Below are 20912 nucleotides of genomic sequence, written 5' to 3'. Positions count from 1 at the left end.
CGCCCCCGATGTGGAGTTGGGCGCCACACAACAATAAATAGACAGGTATCGCAAAGATATCGGGAGTAGATCAGGTGAGAACCATGAAAACAGTCACCCGCCGTTTTGGAAAGGCGGCGCTGGCGGTCGGAGCGGTCGCCCTGCTGGGCTTGGCTTCAGTGGCCCAGGCAAATGACATCGTTGCCCTTAAACACGCGCTTTATGGCGCGGGCTACAATATTTCAGACGTTGGTCCATCGATGGATGATGACACCCGTGCAGAGCTGGTCCGTTTCCAGAAAGATCATGGCCTGGAAGCCAGCGGTGTTCTGACTGAGGAGACCGAAAAGGCCCTTGGCATGATCTCCGTGCAGCAAGCGGCGTCTTCAGGCGGTGCGGCACCAGCAGCAGCGCCAGCCTCCGCCTCTGCTGAACCGGTAGCGAGCGAATCGGAGCAGCCGGCAGAGCAGAACGCCAGCGAAGAAGCTGATAAAGACGAGGATGAAGGCTGGTCACTCTGGTGACCCGGTTATCCGAAAGCAAAAAAGCCCGGTCGTGATGATCCGGGCTTTTTTGTGGACGACGGGTCAGTCCAGCTTGGACAGATCCCTGACCGCGCCCATGTCGGCGCTGGTGGCAAGTAGGGCGTAGGCTTTGAGTGCCGCAGAAACTTTGCGCTCTCTAGGCTGGTCAGGCTTCCAGCCTTTGGCGTCACGGTTGCTGCGCCGCTGGTCCAGCTCTTCGTTGCTCACCTGAACGTTGATGGAGCGGTTCGGTATGTCGATCAGGATGGTGTCGCCATCTTCGATCAAGCCGATGGCGCCACCGGCTGCCGCTTCCGGCGAGGCGTGACCGATCGACAGGCCCGATGTGCCTCCGGAGAACCGACCGTCGGTCAGCAGTGCGCACTCCTTGCCCAGTCCCTTGGATTTCAGATAACTCGTTGGGTAGAGCATTTCCTGCATGCCGGGGCCGCCCCGAGGTCCTTCATAACGGATGATCACGACATCACCAGACTTCACTTCATCGTTCAGGATGCCGGCAACGGCGGAGTCCTGGCTTTCAAACACCCGAGCCTTGCCCTCGAAAACAAAGATGCTCTCGTCCACGCCGGCTGTTTTAACAACGCAGCCATTCATCGCGATGTTGCCATACAGAACCGCCAGGCCGCCCTCGGAAGAGTAGGCGTGCTCTACAGACCGAATGCAACCGTTCTCACGGTCACCGTCCAGGCTTGGCCAGCGGGTGCTCTGGCTGAACGCCGTCTGGGTTGGAATGCCGGCCGGGCCTGCCTTGTAGAACTCGACCACCTCCGGAGTGGGGGATTGCATGATATCCCAGACCTTCAGGGCTTCTCTCATGGTCTTGCTGTGGACTGTGGGAAGATCCGTATTGATCAGCCCTCCGCGTTCCAGTTCACCCAGGATGCCCATGATGCCACCGGCGCGGTGTACGTCTTCCATGTGATATTTCGGGGAGTTCGGGGCGACTTTGCACAGCTGAGGCACCTTGCGGGACAAGCGATCGATCTCAGCCATGTTGAACTCAACCTGGCCTTCCTGGGCGGCTGCGAGCAGATGCAGGATGGTGTTGGTGGAGCCGCCCATCGCGATGTCCATGGTCATGGCGTTTTCGAAGGCTGCCAGAGACGCGATGCTGCGAGGCAGTACGCTGGCATCGTTTTGCTCGTAGTAGCGCCTGGTGTTTTCGACGATCTGCCGGCCGGCTTTCAGGAACAGCTCTTCGCGATCGGCGTGGGTCGCCAGCAGTGAACCGTTGCCGGGCAACGCAAGGCCGATGGCCTCGGTCAGGCAGTTCATGGAGTTTGCGGTGAACATGCCAGAGCAGGAGCCGCAAGTCGGGCAGGCACTGCGCTCGTATTCGGCTACCATTTCGTCGCTGGCTGTCGGATCGGCGGCGATCACCATTGCGTCTACCAGGTCGAGCTTGTGCTCGGACAGCTTGGTTTTTCCGGCCTCCATCGGGCCGCCGGAGACAAAGATGGTCGGAATGTTCAGGCGCATGGCGGCCATCAACATCCCCGGGGTGATCTTGTCACAGTTGGAGATGCACACCAGGGCATCGGCGCAGTGTGCATTGGCCATGTACTCCACGGAGTCGGCGATGATTTCACGGGACGGCAGCGAGTACAGCATGCCGTCATGGCCCATGGCGATACCGTCATCCACCGCAATGGTGTTGAATTCTTTCGCAACACCGCCTGCGGCTTCGATTTCACGGCAGACCAACTGGCCCAGATCTTTCAGGTGAACATGGCCCGGCACAAACTGTGTAAACGAGTTGGCCACGGCAATAATGGGTTTGCCGAAGTCTTCGTTGGTCATACCGGTGGCGCGCCATAGCGCACGGGCTCCGGCCATGTTCCGGCCTGCTGTTGACGTGTGGGAACGATACTGGGGCATGGTCTGCTGCTTTCTCCCTGGTGTCTGGTCAAGCGTTACGCTTTTTGAGGATGCAAAAACCAGAGGATACCAGATTCAACGTCGCTCGCATGGCTGTTTTGCCAGAGGGTGTTTACAATGTGTAACAGATAGCGTGATATTTCCGCTGATCACTGCCAGGGAGTGTGCCTATGGGAGGCCAGGAAAATCTGTCGCTGCGTCGTTTGAAGGGCTTTCAGCCACTGGGCCGTCTGACGGACGATCAACTTGTGCTGTTGGCCAGCCGGGCTGAACGCAAAACCCACAGCCCGGGACAGCGCGTGATGGAGCGGGGCGTTCGTGACGGGATGGATTACTTTCTTGTAGCTGGCGTTGTAGAGCTTGAGTCAATGGATGGGCGAAAATCGGTCATTGAAGCTGACACGGACAAGGCCACCACCCCGATCGCCCGGCTGCAGCCAAGAATGTACGACGTCACAGCCGTCAAACCCTGTGAGTTCCTCGTTGTTGAGCAGGATATTCTCAATCAGCTGCTTCGGTCGGCGCCGGTTGCTCAGGTAGAAATGGACTCGGCCGACGGTATAGCCGGCGAAAGTGAAGAGCATCATCTGTTGATGGAGTTCTATTCCGAACTCCGGTCCAACCAGGTTCAGCTACCCAGCGTTCCGGATGTTGCCTGGAAAGTCCGCAGGGTTGTCGACCGGGAAGATTCCAGTGCGGCGGAAGTGGCCAGCGCGGTTTCTGCTGATCCGGCGATGGCGGCAAAGCTTGTCAGATCCTGTAACAGCCCGCTCTATCGTGGTTTCAGTGATGTCAGAAACGTGCGGGAATCGGTCATCAGGCTGGGCATGCGCACGACTCGACAGTTGGTGACGGTGTTTGCCATGCGGGAGGTGTTTAAAACCCGCCGAGCCCCACTCCAGAAAGAAATGGAAACCTTGTGGCGGCATTCCCGGGAAGTGGCTGCGCTGTGTTGGGTGTTGGCCGATCACGCCACGAGCATTGACCCGGAAGAAGCCTTGCTTGCGGGGCTTCTGCACGACATCGGTGTTGTTCCTGTGCTGGTTCAGGCGGAGCATCACGTGAACCTGTTTGCCGATGAGAAGAACCTGCACCATGCGATGTCTGAATTGCGTGCGGACGTTGGTTGTGCGGTGCTGGAAAACTGGTCGTTCCCGAAAACCTTTGTCGAAGCGGCACGGTATGCGGAAGACTGGCATTACGAATGTCGGGAACCGGCCCCCCAGCTAGTGGATATTGTGATTGTGGCTCAGCTGCACTCCATGGCGGGGTCCAGCCAGAATGAGGGTTTGCCCCCCTTCGATGCTGTTCCGGCCTGGCGCAGATTAGGCGAGCTGGAACTGAATGCCTCACGCAGTCTGCAGCTTCTGAGTGAGGCCCGAGAGCGGGTGGACGAAGTTCAGAAACTTCTGTCCATCCGTTAAACCGATGCTGATTCCGGAGCCTGCCCTGCGGTGATTGAAACCATTATGAATGTGCCTCTGTTTCCTCTGAACTCTGTCGTGCTGCCCAAGGGACGTATTCCCCTGCAGCTGTTCGAGCCGAGGTACATCGACATGCTTACCCGCTGCCTGAAAGAGGACCGTGGCTTTGTTATCGTGCTGCTGCGTGAGGGTGCTGAAACGTCTCAGGTGGCCGACTTTTACGATATTGGCACCTACGTGCGGATTATCGACTTTCAGCAGCTGGATAACGGTTTGCTGGGTATTACCGTCGAAGGAGAGAGCAAGGTGTCGGTGGTGCGCAGTTGGCAGCAGGAAGATGGTCTTAATCTGGGCGATGTTGAGTGCTTGATTTCCGAGGCTGAAAGCGACGTTCCAGAACGCTATCACGAGCTGCCGTCTGTGCTTAGGGCCCTGTTTCGGCACCCTGTTATCAAAGACCTTGGGATGGACGTGGACTACCAGGATGCCCGGCAGGTTGGGTGGAGGTTGACGGAATTATTGCCGCTGGATAAACAGGAAAAACAGGGCCTGGCAGAATTGCAGGACCCCCTTGAGCGCCTCGACAGACTGCAGAACCTGCTGGAAGCGCTGGAAGGTGAATCCTAGGGTTGTGGCATGTAGCTCAGGCGAGCGCTCGCCCAGTGGTCGGTCATGTAAAACACGATGAATACCAGCCAGGCAAGGAGGGCGGCCCAGGTAAACGCGTCGGGCCTTAACGGTATTCGGTCGAAACGGCTGTAGCTGGCCCTGATGATGCCTGTGATGGCCAACCCCAGGAGCAGTCCTCCCAGCACATCCGTGAGCCAGTGAACGCCGAGATACAGGCGACTCAACGCGACGGGCACCAGGGGAAGCGACAGTAAGACATAGGTCTGCCAGCGCTGCCTCTGCCGGCTTTCTCCGGCGATGAAACTTGCAGCCAGAGTCACCAGAACCGTCACACCTGCGGTATGACCGCTTGGAAAGGCACCGGAGCCTGGTGGCATAAGCACTTGATCTGGGCGGCTTATGCCGATGCCTGCTTTTAACAACCACACACAGATCGTCGTTACGAGCGCGGCCACGGCAACATGGATGGCCGCGGCATAGTAGCCCCGGAAGACAAGTACGGCCGTCGCCAGGATGGCTGCGGCGACCAGTATTGGCGGGTCCCCCGCCAGAGTGAAAGCGATGAGCGGAATGTCCAATAGCGGTTGCCGGAGCAGGCCAAACCAAACCAGTACTTGTTGATTGAGTTGGTACAACTGATCACTGAACGTCACCAGTTGAGCGAGAATCAGAAACAGCGCCAGTGCCGTGATGGCCATCAGCAGCGACGGCAGGGGAAACTCACCGCTGCGGGATGGCCGGTCACTGGTGTAAAGTCGCCAGAACCGGTGCGTAGCGTCATAACGGGCCATCATTGATTCCAGCCAGCCGTAAATCCGGCTACCTTCGCCAACCCCCAGGCGTATCCTGAGCACGATCAGATAAACGCCAACCAGCGCTGCGCCGCTGATGGCGAGTATCAGGTAGAAGTGAGGTGGTGGTTTTATGCCGCTGGCCAGTGCCGCACCCACCATATAGCCCGGCAGAATGTAAACCAGTGCCCAGCCTGCAGCAGAAAGCAGATTGAACAGGAGAAACCGGCGCCAGGGCATATAAAGCGCCCCTGCAATCAATGGGATCACGGGGCGTATCGGCCCGACAAAACGTCCGATAATGACGCTTTTGCCGCCGTGGGAGAGAAAAAACGACTCGCCCCGGGCAATCAGTCTTGGGTACCGGCTGAAAGGCCATACCGAACCAAGTCGCCCCTGCAGGGTTCTGCCAATGGCAAAACTTACAACGTCGCCGGCGACTGCGCCAACGCCGGCCCAGGCTAACGCTTCAGGCAGTGGCATCCCGGATTTACCCGCCAGTGCTGCAAACGCAAAGAGCATCGCCACGCCGGGCACAATAATGCCGGCAATGGCCAGTGATTCAATAAACGCGGTGGCGGCAAGGGCGAGTACAAGCCAGCCGGGGTTGGTGGCCACCCAGGCAGTTACGTCATTGAGCCAGGTTTCACTCATGCCTTAACGGGTTCTCCAGGGCTGAACCAGGCGGAGTCTGCCCCCCTCTTGCGGGCTTCATGCATGGCCTGCATTGCTCTGGAACGGAGTGAGTCTGTACTGGTGTCGCCATTGCCGCGCGTAGTACAGCCAAGGCTGACTGAAACTTTTCCGATGTCAGGCCACTCCCGCTCGGCAATGCTCCGGCGGATACGCTCTGCTATCACCCGTACGCCCTCTTCCGGGGTGAACGGAAGAATCAGGAAAAATTCAGAACCGTTAAGCGTGTAGAGCGTATCGCCAGCCCGGATGATTTCGAACAGGTGCTCGGTGACGTTTTTGAGCAGAGTTTGCATGCCGTCTTTGCCATGGAGGTCCCGGATCTCGTCTGCGTGATCCAGGTTCAGGCTGATCACCGAAAGCGCGTGGCCGGTGGCTATGGCCCGGCTGATTTCTTTTTGCAGGGTTTCGTCCAGAAACCGTGCGTTGTGAGCGCCGGTCACCGGGTCTGTAATGGCCAGATCCTGGGCGGATTGCGCCATATGATCATAATTCCAGATATAGAGTGCAGACACCGACATCAGCAGAATCAGGCCAATACTGGTCATTAACGCATCCGCCGCTGAGTGCTCCAGCCAGAGCACGGTGATCAAGGGGACCAGAAGCAAGGATGACAGTGCCAACCCCTGGCGCAGGGGCAGGATAAGCAGGTTCAGAACCAGTAAGGGCATTGCCCAGTGGCTAATGCCTTCGGAATTCATGGTTAAAACGGCGGCCACAAGGCCGCTGTTCAGGCCAGCGAGCACAACCAGGTGACCGGGTGCCGAGAGCTGCTGGCGCCGGCAAATCAGTGTGTAGGCAAGCCCGGCAAGGAGCAGTGCCGTCATGGCCAGCGCAAGATAGAACAGTTGATAAAAACCGTAACGTAGGTTTTGCAGTGCCAGCGCGCCAATGAATATGGCAGCCAGGGAATAGCCTGTGCTATGGGTCCAGGTTCTGAGCCGGGTTTCAGTCATTGTACGGTCTCTTCCGGGCCTGTTGGGCCGTGGATGTCGGCGGGCACCGGATTGCTGTATGTCTGGGTTCGGTTGCCGCCTTGCTGTTGAGCTCTGCGCAGGGCGTTGGCCGCACTGATCTGAAGGCTGTCGGCATCATCACCGATGTTAAGGCCGGCAACGCCCGCGCTGACGGTTAGCTTCAGGCCGTGAGACGTCATCAGAGTGCACAGGCCTCGACGAACCTGCTCTGCGGTGCGGGCGGCTTCAGCGGTGTTGGCGCCGGGCAGGATAACCAGAAACTGAAGGTCGGCGACCCGATAGTAAGTGTCGAAGTCCCGCAGTTGGGAGTGCAGGTAGCGGCCAATACGCGGCAGGATAGCGCGGATGTCTTCATCGGGGTCGGCATCGCTCAAGTGGGTGTCGAGGCCAATGATCAGCGCCGACATATTGGTGCCTTCGCGTTCGCTGCGTTGTATTTCTTTGTGTAGATCCGCTGACAGATACTCCCTGCTGGCGACCTGTGTCAGCTCGTCAGTGCGCCGCAGCGGTGCAAGCTGACGGGATTTGTATTTTTGCAGAAAAACCATCAGCGTGCCGAGTAGCGTGGTCAGTATGAATGCGCTGATCATCTGGTGCCGGTCGGGCAGGGTAACGGCCCACTGGGTGCTTGCCAGAACAATGGTAACCAAAGCAACCGTAATAACCGCGGCAAGATAGCCCGGTGCCAGCCCGAAGGTGATCAGAGGCAGGGCGTAGAGCCAGTGGCTGAGTGGCCAGGGGCCAAGCCACAGAGCGGTGATCAGTGCCAGGTTAAGGGTAATGAAGAACAGTATCCGCAGTTGGGGCCAGGGAAGCGCCTTGCGGTGGCGGTTGCCTGACATGCCTGCAAGGCACAGGCCTGCCGTCGAGGCTGCGGCTGCCGCGGCCAGTGGCTCCCCCAGAATAATGCAAAGGCCTGTGGTCAGTGCCAGCACGATAAAGCCTGTGCGCGAAAGCTTGCTGGGCAAAAATTTTTCGGCCAACTGGGGCATGGTGTCTGTCCTTTACCGGCACATCCATTGAATATTGAAACCTGTGCAGCGGTATAATAGTCGTTTGGGGTGCGGACTTGAAACGGGAAAGGTAAAGTAACTCACCGGTTTTGGAATCAGCTTGCAGAAAAAAGGTAAATCAATGGACGTTGCAGTTTACATGACGGAGCTTGGCCAGCAGGCTCGCGCCGCCGCACGGGAAATCGCCCGCTCGGCCACTGCGGTGAGAAATCAGGCGCTTCTTGCGACCGCCGTTGCGCTCAATGAGGCCAGGGCTGAGCTGGCGCAGGCGAATCGAAAAGATCTTGAAAGTGGCCGGGCCAACGGCCTCGACGACGCCATGCTTGATCGCCTTGAACTGACGCCTGCGCGCATTGATGCCATGATCGAAGGCTTGCGGCAGGTCGCCGCCTTGCCTGACCCCATCGGGGAAATCACCAACATGACCTACCGTCCGTCGGGCATCCAGGTTGGCAAGATGAGGGTGCCGCTGGGTGTGATCGGCATCATCTACGAATCCCGTCCAAACGTGACGGTTGAAGCGGCAAGCCTGTGCCTGAAATCCGGCAACGCCACCATTTTGCGGGGCGGCTCTGAGGCCATCCATTCCAATCAGGCGATTGCCGCTTGTCTCGCCAGCGGGTTGGCCGAAGCCGGTCTGCCGGCAAGTGCTGTGCAGGTGGTGAAAACGACCGACAGAGCCGCGGTCGGCGAATTGATTACCATGCCGCAGTATGTGGATGTAATCGTGCCGCGGGGCGGCAAGGGGCTGATCGAACGCATCAGCCGTGACGCCCGGGTGCCTGTGATCAAGCATCTGGATGGCGTGTGCCACGTTTACATCGACAGCCACGCAGATCCGGAAAAGGCGCTGAAAGTGGCGGTCAATGCGAAAACACACCGCTATGGCACCTGCAATACCATGGAGACTCTGCTGGTGGATCAGGAGATTGCAGAAGATATGTTGCCTTTGCTGGCTCAGGAGTTCGTTGCCAGAGGGGTGGAGTTGCGAGGCTGTGATCGAACCCGAGAGGTTCTGGCGGATATTACACCGGCCACGGAAGACGACTGGCATGAGGAATACCTCGCGCCCATCCTTGCGGTTCGGGTTGTCGACGGGCTTGACGGTGCCATTGAGCATATCAACCGGTACAGTTCCCAGCATACCGATAGCATCATCACGGAGAACTACACGAGAGCTCGCCGGTTCCTGACGGAAGTGGATTCCAGTTCCGTTATGGTCAATGCGTCCACACGCTTTGCGGACGGTTTTGAGTACGGACTGGGCGCGGAGATCGGCATCTCGACGGACAAGATTCATGCCCGGGGGCCCGTGGGTCTTGAGGGTCTGACGTCCCAGAAGTATGTGGTGTTTGGCGACGGCCACATCCGGGCCTGATTGAATGCATGTCATCTACGGCGGAACCTTTGACCCGATCCATCATGGCCATTTGCGGCTGGCCCTTGAGGTATCCGATGCTCTGTCGGTGGATCGGGTACACTTGGTGCCGTGCCACATTCCACCGCATCGAAATGCGACCGGGGCGACATCCGCTCAGCGGCTGGACATGATCCGGCTGGCCATTGAGGGTGAGCCCTGTCTGCGGGTGGATGATCGGGAGCTGCGGCGTGCCGGAGCCTCCTTCACGGCCGATACGTTGCGCCAGTTGCGAAACGAGCTGGGCCCCGAGCAGCCGCTGGTGATGGTGGTGGGCACCGATGCCTTTGCCGGTTTTGGTCAATGGCGGGAATGGCAGGACATTCCCGCGCTGGCTCACATTGTGGTTGTGCAACGCCCGGGTTCGCATCTTCCGGAAGGCAGTGACGCCGGCTTGTTGCTGGGGCAGCGCCGCGTAACCAGCCCGGACACATTGCGAAGCGCGCCCGCCGGTAAGATTCTGGAGCTTGAAGCGCCCCTGCTGGATATCTCCGCAACGGGCATCCGCCAGCGAATTGCAGGCGGCCGGTCCCCTCGCTATTTGATGCCAGACTCCGTGTGGCAGAGAATTCAGAATCAGGGCCTTTACGGTGCCTGCCCCGACTGAAACTTTTAGTGCTACAATCGCGTTTGAATATCACTAATCGGGCGGCCATACGGGCCATCGCCCGGAACACAGGGTAATTATGCAGGCTGAACAACTGAAAGATCTGGTCGTAAAGGCGCTTGAAGACATCAAGGCGCAGGACATCAGTGTGATTGATGTTCGTGATCGTACCAGTGTCACTGACTTTATGGTTCTCGCATCCGGTACGTCCAGCCGGCATGTTAAATCCCTTGCCGACTCTGTGGTTATAGAGGCCAAGGAACAGGGTATGCGGGCCGGTAATGTCGAGGGTGCGGCCGGCAGCGACTGGATACTCGTTGATCTGGGCGATGTTGTGGTGCATCTGATGATGCCGGCGGCCCGGGAGTTCTATGATCTGGAACGTTTCTGGCGTGATGCGCCGGATGTTGGTGCGGCAGGCAGCGAGTAATCATGCGCCTTCGCCTGATCTGCGTGGGGCAAAAAATGCCCGACTGGGTCACTGCGGGGTATGCCGACTACTCACGCCGGATGCCACCGGAACTGCCCCTGGAGCTGACTGAAATCGCCATGGCCCATCGTGGCAAGAACCCGGATATCCCCAGGCTGATGCAGCGTGAAAGCGATGCGATTCTCAATGCGGTTGGCCCGCGAGACCGGGTGATTGCCCTGGAAGTGGGGGGGCGCCCCTGGTCAACCGAGAAGCTTGCGGGCCAGCTTGAGGGCTGGCTTCAGGAAGGTCAGGATGTATCCTTCCTGGTCGGTGGGCCAGACGGCCTTGCCGATGCCTGCCGGCAACGTGCCGATCAGCAATGGTCACTGTCGCCTCTGACTTTACCTCATCCTCTGGTGCGTATTGTGCTCGCCGAGCAACTGTATCGCGCCTGGTCCATTACCCGTAATCACCCCTACCACCGGGCATAGGAGTCTTTATGGCCTGGGGGGAGTTCAAAGACACGGCGGCAGAGCGCCGTTTGTTCCAGCGCCGGGCGCTGGTGATGCTGGTGTTTGTCATACTGCTGATGTCTGGCCTGCTGGCCCGGATGTATCAGCTGCAGATCGTCGAACACGAGATCTACACCACGCTGTCTGATAAAAATCGGGTTCAGGTTCAATCTGTGCCGCCGCCCAGAGGTCTGGTGTACGACCGTAATGGTGTTCTTATGGCTGAGAACCGACCGGTGTTCAGTCTGACCATCGTGCCCGAACGGGCGGGGTCAATGGATGAAACCCTGGCCAGGCTTGGCGGCATTCTCGATATCTCTGAAGAAGATCTTGACCGCTTTCGGAAACGCCTTAAAGAGGCCCGGCGTCCGTTTCAGGAAATCCCCCTGCGTTATGATCTGGCGGAAGATGAAATTGCCAAAATGGCGGTACACCGGCACGAATTTCCGGGCGTAGAGGTCGAAGCCGAACTGGTTCGTTATTACCCGCACAGTGAACTGACCGCCCATGCCCTGGGGTTTGTCGGGCGTATTAACCGCGAAGAGCTGCAGAGAATTGATCCCGTTAACTATGCCGGGACAAACTACATCGGCAAATCTGGCATCGAACGGTTCTATGAGGACGTACTGCATGGCAGCGTGGGCTATCAGCACGTTGAAACCAATGCCCGTGGCCGGATTTTGCGGGTTCTGGAGCGTGAAAACCCGGTGCCCGGTGAAGACCTTCAGCTGCACCTGGACCTTCGGCTTCAGAGCAAAGCGCACGAATTGCTGGAGGGCCGGCGAGGCGCGATTGTAGCTATAGAACCCTCGACAGGTGGGATACTGGCCCTGGCCAGTGTGCCCGGTTTCGATACCAACAAGTTTGTAACCGGCATCAGTGTTGCTGACTACCGTGAGCTCAGTGAGAGCATTGATAAGCCGCTATTCAATCGTGCCTTGCGTGGCCAGTATCCGCCGGGCTCAACAATAAAGCCGATGATGGCCGTGGCCGCATTGGACAGCGGAGTAACCACCCGGGACCGCCAGATATGGGACCCGGGCTATTATCAGTTGCGCGAGGGCGGTCGCCGTTATCGGGACTGGAAGCGGTCAGGGCATGGCTGGGTCGATCTGATGGACTCGGTGGCGGAGTCCTGTGATGTCTATTTCTACGAAATAGCCGTCGAGATGGGTGTCGACACCATGCACAATTACCTTTCTGCCTTCGGTTTTGGTGAAGATGCAACCCTGGACGTCGCCGGCGCGCTGAGCGGTCTGCTGCCATCAAGTGACTGGAAGCGTGCTGTCCGGAATGAACCCTGGTACCCCGGCGACTCCGTGAATATGGGGATTGGCCAGGGCTTTTTCCTGGCCACACCGCTGCAGCTTGCGACCGCCACCGCCCTGGTGGCTAATCGTGGTGAGTGGGTGGAGCCGCGCCTGCTGAAAGACATTCGCGGCGATCGTTCCGTCAGTGAGTTTTTGCCAAAGGGAACCCATAACCCGCTAACTCTGAAGAACCCGGATGACTGGGAATACGTGGTTGATACCATGGAAGAGGTCATGCATGGCACACGGGGCACAGCCCGACGGGCTGCCGAGGGAGCGAGCTACAGAATGGCGGGAAAAACCGGCACTGCGCAGGTGTTTAGTCTGGGCCAGGATGAAGAGTACGATGCAGAAGAAATCCGGGAGCGGCTCAGGGATCACGCCTTGTTTGTCGGGTTTGCTCCGGCCGACGATCCGCAAATCGCGGTCGCTGTGATTGTTGAAAACGGTGGTAGTGGCAGTGGTGTTGCTGCGCCGGTTGCCAGAGGCTTGTTTGACGCCTGGCTGGAAGAGTTTCCGGCGGAAGAGGTGGCCAGGCTGGTCGGGAAATCTGACCATAACGGGAGGGCGCGCTGATGGCCATGGGCAAGTCGCTCGGCAGTCAGGTCGGCAGTGATCTGGGCCGCTCCCGAAGCCTCTGGAGTGTGTTGCACCTTGATCCGATCCTTCTTGTGCTGCTGCTGGGACTTGTTGGCGGTGGGCTGTTCGTGCTTTACAGCGGGGCAGACCGTAATATCGAGGTGGTCAAGGCGCAGGGGATTCGCCTGGCCATCGCGTTTGTGGTGATGTTTGTGTTTGCGCAGCTGGACCCGGCAGTATTTCGACGCTGGTCTCCGTGGCTCTATGCAGCGGGCATTGCCGGGCTGGTGGCGGTGCTGCTGGTAGGCGTTGGCGCCAAGGGCGCGCAGCGCTGGCTGGCGATTCCCGGACTGCCCCGGTTTCAGCCGTCGGAGTTCATGAAGCTCGTGGTCCCGATGATGGCGGCCTGGTATCTCTCACGCTATTTTTTGCCTCCCACGTTTGGCAGGGTCATGATTGGCCTGGTCATTGTGCTGCTGCCCATGTTTTTGATCATTCAACAGCCAGACCTCGGCACCTCGTTGCTGGTCGGCATGGCTGGTATTTTTGTGGTGTTCTTTGCCGGTATGAGCTGGAAACTGATCGTGGCGTTTTTCGGCCTGGTGTCAGTCAGCGCGCCGATGATGTGGTTCTTTGTCATGAGAGACTACCAAAAGCAGCGGGTGCTGACGCTGCTGGACCCTCAGAGCGACCCGCTGGGTGCTGGCTGGAATATTATCCAGTCGAAAACCGCCATTGGATCGGGGGGTATGGATGGCAAGGGCTGGTTGCAGGGCACACAATCTCACCTGGAATTCCTGCCGGAAAGTCACACGGATTTTATTGTGGCCGTGCTGGCCGAAGAGTTCGGCTTTGTGGGCATGATGATCCTCATGGCCCTGTATTTCCTGATTATTCTCCGCTGCCTTTACATAGCCGTGACCGCTCAGGACTCCTTTGGACGGCTGGTGGCCGGTGCGTTAACCATGACCTTTTTCATTTACGTTTTCGTGAATGTCGGCATGGTGAGTGGGCTGTTGCCGGTGGTCGGGGTGCCCTTGCCGCTGATCAGTTACGGTGGAACCTCGGGTGTGACCCTGATGGCGGCCTTCGGTGTTTTGATGTCCATTCATACCCATCGCCGGATGATTACGGCCTGAAATCAGCACAATGATGGCCAGCCGGTAATGGTTAACGGCGGGGGGAACCCGTTACAATGTTTCCGGTCAGTAATGGCTTACACATCGATTAATGTATTGCGGGCATTTATGGTGACGGTTCTGAACAAATGCTTGATCATGTTGGCGGTGGTCGCGGCCTTAGCCGGCTGTGCCAGTGCGCCGGAGGTTGATCACTCGTCTAGGTACACCCTCAAGCAGGACCGAGCGCCAGACGGGCATTTCGATGCCAGCGGCCTGACCGACGCCGTGCCCCGCTACGAGGCGCCGCGCCGCGCCGGCAACAAGTCCCCTTACCAGGTCTGGGGGAAGTCGTATCGTGTGGTTGACAGTAACGACGGCTACGTGGCCAGAGGCACCGCCAGTTGGTACGGCCAAAAGTTTCATGGCCACAAAACGTCGAACGGTGAGGTGTTTGATATGTACACCATGTCAGCAGCTCACAAGTCACTTCGTATCCCGAGTTATGCCCGGGTGACCAATCTTGATAATGGCCGCTCGGTGGTGGTTCGGGTCAATGACCGGGGGCCGTTTCATGGCGACCGGCTGATTGATTTATCCTACGCTGCGGCCAAAAAACTGGGTTATCAGTCCCGCGGTACCGCTCGGGTTGAAGTGGCCGCTATCACCGTGGCACCGGACGGTTCGATGTTTTTGGCGGGCGAACGTTTCGACCCCAAAGGCGGCGCGGCGGTTACGCCAGCGCCGGAGCCAGTCGTAAACAAGGCTGGAACTTCCCGGCAGGCGCTGTTTGTGCAGCTGGGTGCCTTCAGTAGCCGAGACCCGGCCGAAGCAATGCAGGTCCGGGCCAAGGGCGTGCTGCAGAGCCCGGTGCGGGTTCGTGAAGTAACGACGGGCAGCGGGCGCTTCCATCGGGTGCAGGTCGGCCCTTTCAGTAGTGAAAATGATGCCCGATATGCTCAGAATCTTCTGGAATCCAGCGGCTTCGGCAACTCGATCGTGCTTACGGACTCTCACTGAACCTGAGTTAACCCGTTGAGTTCAGAACATACATAAGACAAATCCCTGACAACGAATGAAACTACCCATGGCTTTCAAAATGTTTACGCGCATCTTCTTTTTGGCTTTATCCCTGACGGTTCTGGCGGCACAGGCGTCGGCTCAGTCGGTATTGATTCCGTCGCCCCCTCAGATAGCGGGCAGTTCCTGGGTGTTGATCGACCCGCTCAGCGGCCATGTCATCATGGAGCACAACAGTAATGAACGTTTGCCGCCGGCCAGCCTGACCAAAATGATGACGGCCTATATTGTCGAGCGTGAGCTGGATGAAGGGCGGATCTCGATGACAGATATGGTGCCTATCAGTGTGAAAGCCTGGCGCACTGAAGGTTCCAGAACGTTTGTTCGGGAAGGCACCAGCGTCTCGGTAGAAGACTTGCTCAAAGGTGTAATTATTCAGTCCGGCAACGACGCCTCTGTTGCCTTGGCCGAGTTTATTGCCGGAAGCGAAGGAGCCTTTGTGGATATCATGAATCAGCAGGCGCAATTGCTGGGCATGACCAATACACATTTCCAGAACGCGACCGGCTTGCCCGCCACGGATCACTTCTCGACAGCCTATGACCTGGCGCTTCTGGCCCGGGCGATTATCCAGGACTACCCTGAAAACTACCCTCTGTATGCTGAAAAACATTTCACCTACAACAACATCCGACAGCCTAACCGTAACGCGCTGCTGTGGAGAGATGACAGTGTGGACGGCCTGAAAACCGGCCACACAGAGGAGGCCGGCTATTGCCTGGTCGCGTCGGCCAAGCGCGGCGAAACCCGGTTGATTGCCTCGGTGATGGGTACCTCGAGCTCGGAAGCCCGCTCCCAGGAAGTTCAGAAAATGCTGAATTACGGCTTCCGCTATTATGAAAGCGAGCGCCTGTTCCGTGCCGGTCAGGAGCTTATGGCGGCCAAAGTATGGGGTGGTTCGGCCGATCAGGTGTCTGTGGGTATGGCCGACGATGTGTTTGTCACTATTCCAAGGGGCTCAAGGAGCAAACTGGAATCGTCGGTGGATCTTGATTCTGTGATTAAGGCACCCATTAAAGTAGGAGATGAGCTTGGCCGGGTTCGGGTACTTCTTGACGGAGAAACCCTGGTTGAGAAGCCGGTGCTGGCCCTGACGGAAGTTCAGGAAGGCGGGCTGTTCAAGCGCCTGTGGGATGCGATCAAGCTGTTTTTTGTACAACTTTTTAACTGAGACCGCCCGGTTTGACCGCAGCGGCTGGGAGTTTAGTGCGGCATGACTGAGCCGAAAGCACCAAAGATTGAGTTTCCATGTGATTACGTCATCAAGGTAATCGGCAATGCGGCTCCGGATTTCACCGAGTTCGTAGTAGCCGTCGTGGAGCAGCACGCTCCTGGCATAACCGAAGCCGATATTTCGATTGCCGGCAGCAGCAAGGGGCGATTTTCATCGGTTCAGCTGAAGATTCTTGCAACCGGTGAAGACCAGTTGAAGGCATTGTTTGAGGACCTGAAGGCCAGCGGCCGGGTTCACATGGTGCTTTGATGGCAGACCTTATCGTTCGGTCCCTTGGGCAGCAGCCCTACATGGAAACCTGGGAGGCCATGAAGGCATTTACGGCCAACCGGGATGACGCTACGGTTGATGAGTTGTGGTGTCTGGAACACCCACGAGTGTTCACCCAGGGGCAGGCCGGTAAAGCCGAGCACATTCTGTTGCCGGGCGATATCCCGGTGATTCAGGTCGATCGGGGTGGGCAGGTGACCTATCACGGTCCTGGCCAGCTGGTTGTCTACCTGCTGATTGATTTAACCCGGCGCAAACTGGGTGTGCGGGCGCTGGTTGACGAAATAGAGCAAGCCATAGTGCGCACTCTGGGTGAGTACGCTATCGATGCGGCACCCAGATCCGATGCACCAGGCGTGTATGTAAACGGTGCCAAGGTGGCGTCACTCGGATTACGGGTGCGCCGGGGCTGTTCGTTCCACGGCCTGGCATTGAATGTCAATATGGATATGGAGCCGTTTTCACGGATTAACCCGTGCGGCTATGCGGGCATGTCGATGTGTCAGGTCAGTGGTTTCGTACCTGGTGCGTCGGTTTACGATGCGGAACAGCGCCTTGTCAAACATCTGATTGCGGGGCTTGGTGGCTCTAACGTCCAATACCGCCAGGGCTGGTAGCCTTGGTTACACGGTGTTTGCGGGCGCCTCACGGCATGTTCGGTTTCGCCCCTCGGCCTTGGCCTGATAGAGCGCTTCGTCGGCTCTTTGTAACAACCTGTCAATCGATTCCGCGCCATGAATGTGGGCCACGCCAATACTGATAGAGGTGCTGACCTGCTGGCGGTCTACTTCCGCTGATTGGGCGGCGACGGCTTGGCGAATCCGTTCTGCGGTCGCCATGGCTTCCTCAATGCTGGTCTCTGGCAGCAGCACAAGAAACTCTTCTCCGCCCCACCTGGCTGTCGTGTCTACCTTGCGGGACTGCCGGGCCAGTGTTTTGGCAACCAGCATGATGATTTCGTCGCCAACCTGGTGCCCATAGGTGTCGTTAATGTGTTTGAACAGGTCGATATCCATCAGCAGTATTGAAAAGCCGCGACCGTTTCGTGCGTAGCGCTCGTGCTCGCTGTCCATCTGTTCCAGCGCTTCCCGACGGTTCGCCAGCCCGGTCAGGGCATCGTGCTTCGCGGCGTACTCGAATTCCGCGGCCAGTTTGATCAGGCCGAGCTTGCTGCGCCGACGGCTTTGGTCAAGGATGTAGCAGGTGACCATCTCAAAGGCCAGGACAATGATCATGGAGAGCCTGAACTGACCGCTGTAGGGTGTCTCGAAAAGGTACTCGCCCAAGGGGCTGAACAGTAACAGCGTTGCAATCCAGCCGCCGACACAGGCAATGATGCCAATGCGGGCTTCGCTGATGTAGAAAATAATGGGCGGGTAGGCAAACAGCCAGATAATGGCCGAACCGTTTTCCAGGGCGCGAATGGCCATGTAGCTGAACAGAGCCGTGATAAGAATGATAAAACTTCGGCGCTGGAGGGTTTTGTGCCCGACCGCCAGATGAACAAGGGCGTTGATGCCCAGTAAAATAGAAAATGCCGCCAGAATTGTGCCCGTTGTGGCATTATCCTGCTGAAAAGAGCGCCAGGTATAAAAGAAAATCAAGGGGACTGCTGCTAGGGTCAGCCAGTTGATCAATGCGGGTACCGGGATCTCTCCTTTGACCCGGAACTGAGAAAGCTCGGCATCTGTTGTTCTGACGTCTGACTGCTTCATAGGGTTTTATTTTTGTGTCGGGCGAATATCACGATAATCCGGCTAGCCAATACTAGAACGATTGGTTGTTTTTAGCTGTGTCAAAACGTAACCGCATCATCAAACAAGTTAAAGCTGGTTAAAATTCATACGCAATGGCTGCAGGGTCGGTCAAACGGCGGCGAATCGGTTAGGTTGTCGTCGCTCAGGATCGATATAATGTGGCCAGAGAGTGTTCCGGCGGTATGCTGAACGCCGGTAACGTTTCGAATTTCCAAAACCGACAGGTCCTTCATGTCTTCCAGACAGCCCGGAAAATCCGTGTCCCGAATCAAAACCGGCAGCTTTGAGCGCCGGTTGTCTCTGACCAAGGCGGGTTTATACGCCGGTACCCGCATGGCGTCTCACATGGCGACCAACTGGTTCAGTAACAAGGAGACCCGGGAGCAGCGGCACCGTGCGATGATGTCGAGCCAGGCCCGTTTTCTGGTGGAAGAGCTTGGCCGGCTCAAAGGCAGTGTGGTGAAAATCGGCCAGGTGATGGCGCTGTATGGCGAGCACTTTCTGCCGGAGGAAGTGACCGAGGCACTGCACACACTGGAAGATCAGACGACGTCTCTGGAGTGGCCGGCCATTGAGCGGGTGCTCAAGGCGGAAATGGGCGAGCAACGGCTGGCTGAGCTGGACGTCGATCCAGAGCCAATCGGCGCCGCTTCGTTGGGGCAGGTTCACCGGGCGCTGCGCAAACGTGATGGTCTGGAGCTGGTGCTGAAGGTTCAGTATCCCGGGGTGGCCGATGCGGTTGACAGTGACCTTAACGCGGTTGCGCAGTTGCTTAAGGTCGCACGGCTGGTCAGTTTCGGCCCGGAGTTTAACGACTGGCTGGAGGAAGTCCGGGAAATGATGCACCGCGAGGTGGATTACCGCCTTGAGGCTCGCACCACAGAGAAGTTTCGCCACATGCTTGGTGACGACCACCGGTATGTGGTACCCCGGGTGTTGCAGGAATACTCAACCGATCACATCATCGCGTCCACTTACGAACATGGCCATTCGGTCAGCTCTCCTGAAGTCAGGGAACTGTCTCTGGCCCGCCGGAGCGCGTTGGGCAAGGCGGCTCTGGAATTGTTCTTTCAGGAACTGTTTGATTGGGGCGAGATCCAGACCGACCCGAACTTCGGCAACTACCGAATCCGCATCGGAAGCGAGCAGGAGGCAGGCCTGGGCCAGGATCAAATTGTGCTGCTGGATTTTGGTGCCGTGCAAAGTTATTCCCAGGCCTTCCTTGCCCCGGTCATCCAGATGATCAGGGCCTCCTATGAGGGAGACCTGGACGCAGTGATTGATGGCGGAGTCACTCTGCGCTTTATGAGCCGGGACTGGCCCGCTGAGGTGCTTAAGAAGTTCGGTTCGGTGTGTATGTCTGTGTTGGAACCCCTGGCCCGGGACCGCAGCCAGTGGCCAGATTACGCGGTGAACAGCGAGGGTGAATATCGCTGGAAGCAGAGTGATCTGCCGTCCCGGGTGGCGAAGCAGGCGGCGCGGTCTGCCATCAGCCGTTATTTCCGGGTGCCCCCGAAGGAATTTGTCTTTTTGAACCGCAAGTTGATCGGGGTTTATACGCTTATTGCGGTTTTACAGGCTGAATTTAATGGTGAAGATCTGCTCAAGCGCTATCTCTATGGTCGTGAGGGACACTAGCCCGCGGCCTGCTGCACTACCCAGATAACGAAAGCGTAGCGAAGGCCCTTGCCGATCCCGACCAGAATGATGAAGTTGAGCCAGGGCACCCGCATGATGCCGCCGACCAGGGTGAGAGCATCACCGCCCAGAGGCAGCCAGCCGAGCAACAGCGACCACTGGCCATACCGATTGAACCGGTTGCGTGCCTTGTGCAGTTGCAGTTCGCTGATCGGAAACCAGCGCTTGTGCTTAAAGCGATCCACCTGCCGGCCGATAACCCCATTAACAACTGACCCCAACGTGTTGCCCAGCGTCGCCCAGAACCACAGCCAGTAGGGTGGCAGTCCCTGGCCGACCAGGGTGCCCAGCAGTATTTCTGAATAGGCGGGCAGCAATGTGGCAGCCGCGAATGCGGTCAGAAACAGGGTCAGATACGCCAAGGGCGCCTCCATGCTCTACTATGTCTGTTAGGGCTCATTCAAAAATGTTTCGCTGTTTATGAAACACCTTTCACTTCGCTTCAAACTCTACGGGCTGGTTATCACACTTCTGTTATTCATGGGCGTCAGCATCGTGATGACGGCTCAATTATCCCTGGGTTCCATGGAACAGCGGCTGTCCAATGAAACCCGTGCCACGGTGCAGGGTATAGTGATGGACCAGCTAACTGCAACCGCCGGGCAATACGGCGAATTGGTGACAGGGCAGTTTGAAACCGCCTATCAAACGCCCGAAGTGGTTCGCAGCCTGATCACACGCAATATTGAAGCGGACAGTTCCGGGCGCATCAGCCGGCGCGATCTCCAGGAAACCATCGGTACTATTTTGGCCGAACAGGAGCATCTCAGCTCCATCTATGCGCAGTTTGAGCCGGATGGCTACGACGGGCAAGACATCTATTTCACGGGCGGTGTCGAAGAGCACAGCAGTAATGATGGCACGCTTGAAATCTATTACTTCCGTGGCCCGGAAGGTGACGTTCAGTTTAGCCGCACTGAAGACCCTTCAACCAAATACCTGCAAAATCGCAATGAGTTCGGTATCCGGTAAGCTGAGTGGTATCTGT

21 protein-coding genes are annotated in these 20912 nt (G+C 57.7%); 15 read left to right on the top strand and 6 right to left on the bottom strand.

From position 1 onward, the window contains the following. Positions 1 to 83 precede the first annotated feature (83 nt). Positions 84 to 503 (top strand): peptidoglycan-binding domain-containing protein, encoded by a 420-nt coding sequence (locus QPL95_RS13335; protein ID WP_303291476.1) that lies wholly within the window; start codon positions 84 to 86, stop codon positions 501 to 503. 63 nt (positions 504 to 566) lie between these two features. Here the strand turns inward: QPL95_RS13335 and ilvD are convergent, their stop codons facing one another. After that, positions 567 to 2402 carry a dihydroxy-acid dehydratase gene (gene ilvD, locus QPL95_RS13330; protein ID WP_303291475.1) on the bottom strand — a complete coding sequence of 612 codons (1836 nt, stop codon included), beginning with the start codon at positions 2400 to 2402 and terminating at the stop codon, positions 567 to 569. 170 nt (positions 2403 to 2572) lie between these two features. Here ilvD and QPL95_RS13325 point away from each other — a divergent pair, with 170 nt between their 5' ends. Then, positions 2573 to 3826: an HDOD domain-containing protein gene (locus QPL95_RS13325; protein WP_303291474.1), complete on the top strand. Its 1254-nt coding sequence runs from the start codon at positions 2573 to 2575 to the stop codon at positions 3824 to 3826. Positions 3827 to 3871: 45 nt separating this feature from the next. Continuing rightward, complete coding sequence (locus QPL95_RS13320; RefSeq protein ID WP_368389754.1) at positions 3872 to 4453, top strand: LON peptidase substrate-binding domain-containing protein; 582 nt, start codon at positions 3872 to 3874, stop codon at positions 4451 to 4453. Here the strand turns inward: QPL95_RS13320 and QPL95_RS13315 are convergent. Genes QPL95_RS13315 through QPL95_RS13305 form a run of 3 tightly spaced genes read right to left on the bottom strand, consistent with a single transcriptional unit; the run spans position 4450 to position 7909 of the window. Continuing rightward, positions 4450 to 5901: a bifunctional DedA family/phosphatase PAP2 family protein gene (locus tag QPL95_RS13315; protein ID WP_303291472.1), complete on the bottom strand. Its 1452-nt coding sequence runs from the start codon at positions 5899 to 5901 to the stop codon at positions 4450 to 4452. The two genes, QPL95_RS13320 and QPL95_RS13315, sit on opposite strands and share 4 nt — an antisense overlap. Next, positions 5898 to 6896 carry a GGDEF domain-containing protein gene (locus QPL95_RS13310; RefSeq protein ID WP_303291471.1) on the bottom strand — a complete coding sequence of 333 codons (999 nt, stop codon included), beginning with the start codon at positions 6894 to 6896 and terminating at the stop codon, positions 5898 to 5900. Before QPL95_RS13310 ends, QPL95_RS13315 begins: the two co-directional genes overlap by 4 nt. After that, positions 6893 to 7909 (bottom strand): GGDEF domain-containing protein, encoded by a 1017-nt coding sequence (locus tag QPL95_RS13305; RefSeq protein WP_303291470.1) that lies wholly within the window; start codon positions 7907 to 7909, stop codon positions 6893 to 6895. Before QPL95_RS13305 ends, QPL95_RS13310 begins: the two co-directional genes overlap by 4 nt. Before the next feature lie 142 nt (positions 7910 to 8051). Here QPL95_RS13305 and QPL95_RS13300 point away from each other — a divergent pair, with 142 nt between their 5' ends. From QPL95_RS13300 to lipB, 10 genes are all read left to right on the top strand, one after another. After that, the gene (locus QPL95_RS13300) at positions 8052 to 9308 is read left to right on the top strand and encodes a glutamate-5-semialdehyde dehydrogenase (protein ID WP_303291469.1); all 1257 of its coding nucleotides are present in this window, start codon (positions 8052 to 8054) and stop codon (positions 9306 to 9308) included. Positions 9309 to 9312: 4 nt separating this feature from the next. Next, entirely contained in the window at positions 9313 to 9954 is a 642-nt protein-coding gene (gene nadD / locus QPL95_RS13295; protein WP_303291468.1) for a nicotinate-nucleotide adenylyltransferase, read from the top strand. A gap of 79 nt (positions 9955 to 10033) precedes the next feature. Next, positions 10034 to 10384: a ribosome silencing factor gene (rsfS, locus tag QPL95_RS13290; RefSeq protein ID WP_303291467.1), complete on the top strand. Its 351-nt coding sequence runs from the start codon at positions 10034 to 10036 to the stop codon at positions 10382 to 10384. Positions 10385 to 10386: 2 nt separating this feature from the next. Next, positions 10387 to 10857, top strand: coding sequence for a 23S rRNA (pseudouridine(1915)-N(3))-methyltransferase RlmH (gene rlmH, locus QPL95_RS13285; RefSeq protein ID WP_303291466.1), 471 nt, complete (start codon positions 10387 to 10389; stop codon positions 10855 to 10857). An 8-nt stretch (positions 10858 to 10865) separates the two neighbouring features. After that, complete coding sequence (gene mrdA / locus QPL95_RS13280) at positions 10866 to 12764, top strand: penicillin-binding protein 2 (RefSeq protein ID WP_303291465.1); 1899 nt, start codon at positions 10866 to 10868, stop codon at positions 12762 to 12764. Between the two features lie 5 nt (positions 12765 to 12769). Beyond that, the gene (gene rodA / locus QPL95_RS13275; protein WP_303291532.1) at positions 12770 to 13906 is read left to right on the top strand and encodes a rod shape-determining protein RodA; all 1137 of its coding nucleotides are present in this window, start codon (positions 12770 to 12772) and stop codon (positions 13904 to 13906) included. Positions 13907 to 14014: 108 nt separating this feature from the next. Beyond that, positions 14015 to 14905 (top strand): septal ring lytic transglycosylase RlpA family protein, encoded by an 891-nt coding sequence (locus tag QPL95_RS13270; RefSeq protein WP_303291531.1) that lies wholly within the window; start codon positions 14015 to 14017, stop codon positions 14903 to 14905. 55 nt (positions 14906 to 14960) lie between these two features. Then, the gene (locus QPL95_RS13265) at positions 14961 to 16136 is read left to right on the top strand and encodes a D-alanyl-D-alanine carboxypeptidase family protein (RefSeq protein ID WP_303291464.1); all 1176 of its coding nucleotides are present in this window, start codon (positions 14961 to 14963) and stop codon (positions 16134 to 16136) included. A gap of 42 nt (positions 16137 to 16178) precedes the next feature. Beyond that, positions 16179 to 16448, top strand: a complete 270-nt coding sequence (locus QPL95_RS13260) for a YbeD family protein (RefSeq protein WP_303291463.1) — start codon at positions 16179 to 16181, stop codon at positions 16446 to 16448. Continuing rightward, positions 16448 to 17086, top strand: a complete 639-nt coding sequence (gene lipB / locus QPL95_RS13255) for a lipoyl(octanoyl) transferase LipB (protein WP_303291462.1) — start codon at positions 16448 to 16450, stop codon at positions 17084 to 17086. Before QPL95_RS13260 ends, lipB begins: the two co-directional genes overlap by 1 nt. 6 nt (positions 17087 to 17092) lie before the next feature. Here lipB and QPL95_RS13250 read toward each other — a convergent pair whose 3' ends face one another. Beyond that, positions 17093 to 18184 (bottom strand): diguanylate cyclase, encoded by a 1092-nt coding sequence (locus QPL95_RS13250; RefSeq protein ID WP_303291461.1) that lies wholly within the window; start codon positions 18182 to 18184, stop codon positions 17093 to 17095. Positions 18185 to 18457: 273 nt separating this feature from the next. Here QPL95_RS13250 and QPL95_RS13245 point away from each other — a divergent pair, with 273 nt between their 5' ends. Next, positions 18458 to 19864 (top strand): ABC1 kinase family protein, encoded by a 1407-nt coding sequence (locus QPL95_RS13245; RefSeq protein WP_368389753.1) that lies wholly within the window; start codon positions 18458 to 18460, stop codon positions 19862 to 19864. Here the strand turns inward: QPL95_RS13245 and QPL95_RS13240 are convergent. Beyond that, entirely contained in the window at positions 19861 to 20286 is a 426-nt protein-coding gene (locus tag QPL95_RS13240; RefSeq protein ID WP_303291459.1) for a YqaA family protein, read from the bottom strand. The genes QPL95_RS13245 and QPL95_RS13240 overlap by 4 nt on opposite strands. 58 nt (positions 20287 to 20344) lie before the next feature. Here QPL95_RS13240 and QPL95_RS13235 point away from each other — a divergent pair, with 58 nt between their 5' ends. Then, a complete protein-coding gene (locus QPL95_RS13235) occupies positions 20345 to 20896 on the top strand; it encodes a hypothetical protein (RefSeq protein ID WP_303291458.1) in 552 nt (183 codons plus the stop codon). Positions 20897 to 20912: the final 16 nt, after the last annotated feature.

It is taken from the genome of Marinobacter sp. SS5-14b (assembly GCF_030541005.1).
Taxonomy (GTDB): Bacteria; Pseudomonadota; Gammaproteobacteria; order Pseudomonadales; family Oleiphilaceae; genus Marinobacter.
The sequence above is the reverse complement of the archived record's forward strand: the minus strand, read 5'-3'. Positions and strand labels throughout refer to the sequence as shown.

Excerpts from the sequence above, each read along its gene's own strand:
- QPL95_RS13305 (WP_303291470.1), bottom strand. The coding sequence starts at position 7,909 with ATGCCCCAGTTGGCCGAAAAATTTTTGCCCAGCAAGCTTTCGCGCACA.
- QPL95_RS13325 (WP_303291474.1), top strand. The coding sequence starts at position 2,573 with ATGGGAGGCCAGGAAAATCTGTCGCTGCGTCGTTTGAAGGGCTTTCAG.
- rsfS (WP_303291467.1), top strand. The coding sequence starts at position 10,034 with ATGCAGGCTGAACAACTGAAAGATCTGGTCGTAAAGGCGCTTGAAGAC.
- QPL95_RS13335 (WP_303291476.1), top strand. The coding sequence starts at position 84 with ATGAAAACAGTCACCCGCCGTTTTGGAAAGGCGGCGCTGGCGGTCGGA.
- QPL95_RS13245 (WP_368389753.1), top strand. The coding sequence starts at position 18,458 with ATGTCTTCCAGACAGCCCGGAAAATCCGTGTCCCGAATCAAAACCGGC.
- QPL95_RS13315 (WP_303291472.1), bottom strand. The coding sequence starts at position 5,901 with ATGAGTGAAACCTGGCTCAATGACGTAACTGCCTGGGTGGCCACCAAC.
- nadD (WP_303291468.1), top strand. The coding sequence starts at position 9,313 with ATGCATGTCATCTACGGCGGAACCTTTGACCCGATCCATCATGGCCAT.
- mrdA (WP_303291465.1), top strand. The coding sequence starts at position 10,866 with ATGGCCTGGGGGGAGTTCAAAGACACGGCGGCAGAGCGCCGTTTGTTC.
- QPL95_RS13260 (WP_303291463.1), top strand. The coding sequence starts at position 16,179 with ATGACTGAGCCGAAAGCACCAAAGATTGAGTTTCCATGTGATTACGTC.
- QPL95_RS13235 (WP_303291458.1), top strand. The coding sequence starts at position 20,345 with ATGAAACACCTTTCACTTCGCTTCAAACTCTACGGGCTGGTTATCACA.
- rodA (WP_303291532.1), top strand. The coding sequence starts at position 12,770 with ATGGGCAAGTCGCTCGGCAGTCAGGTCGGCAGTGATCTGGGCCGCTCC.
- QPL95_RS13250 (WP_303291461.1), bottom strand. The coding sequence starts at position 18,184 with ATGAAGCAGTCAGACGTCAGAACAACAGATGCCGAGCTTTCTCAGTTC.
- QPL95_RS13270 (WP_303291531.1), top strand. The coding sequence starts at position 14,015 with ATGGTGACGGTTCTGAACAAATGCTTGATCATGTTGGCGGTGGTCGCG.
- ilvD (WP_303291475.1), bottom strand. The coding sequence starts at position 2,402 with ATGCCCCAGTATCGTTCCCACACGTCAACAGCAGGCCGGAACATGGCC.
- lipB (WP_303291462.1), top strand. The coding sequence starts at position 16,448 with ATGGCAGACCTTATCGTTCGGTCCCTTGGGCAGCAGCCCTACATGGAA.
- QPL95_RS13310 (WP_303291471.1), bottom strand. The coding sequence starts at position 6,896 with ATGACTGAAACCCGGCTCAGAACCTGGACCCATAGCACAGGCTATTCC.
- QPL95_RS13265 (WP_303291464.1), top strand. The coding sequence starts at position 14,961 with ATGAAACTACCCATGGCTTTCAAAATGTTTACGCGCATCTTCTTTTTG.
- QPL95_RS13300 (WP_303291469.1), top strand. The coding sequence starts at position 8,052 with ATGGACGTTGCAGTTTACATGACGGAGCTTGGCCAGCAGGCTCGCGCC.
- rlmH (WP_303291466.1), top strand. The coding sequence starts at position 10,387 with ATGCGCCTTCGCCTGATCTGCGTGGGGCAAAAAATGCCCGACTGGGTC.
- QPL95_RS13320 (WP_368389754.1), top strand. The coding sequence starts at position 3,872 with ATGAATGTGCCTCTGTTTCCTCTGAACTCTGTCGTGCTGCCCAAGGGA.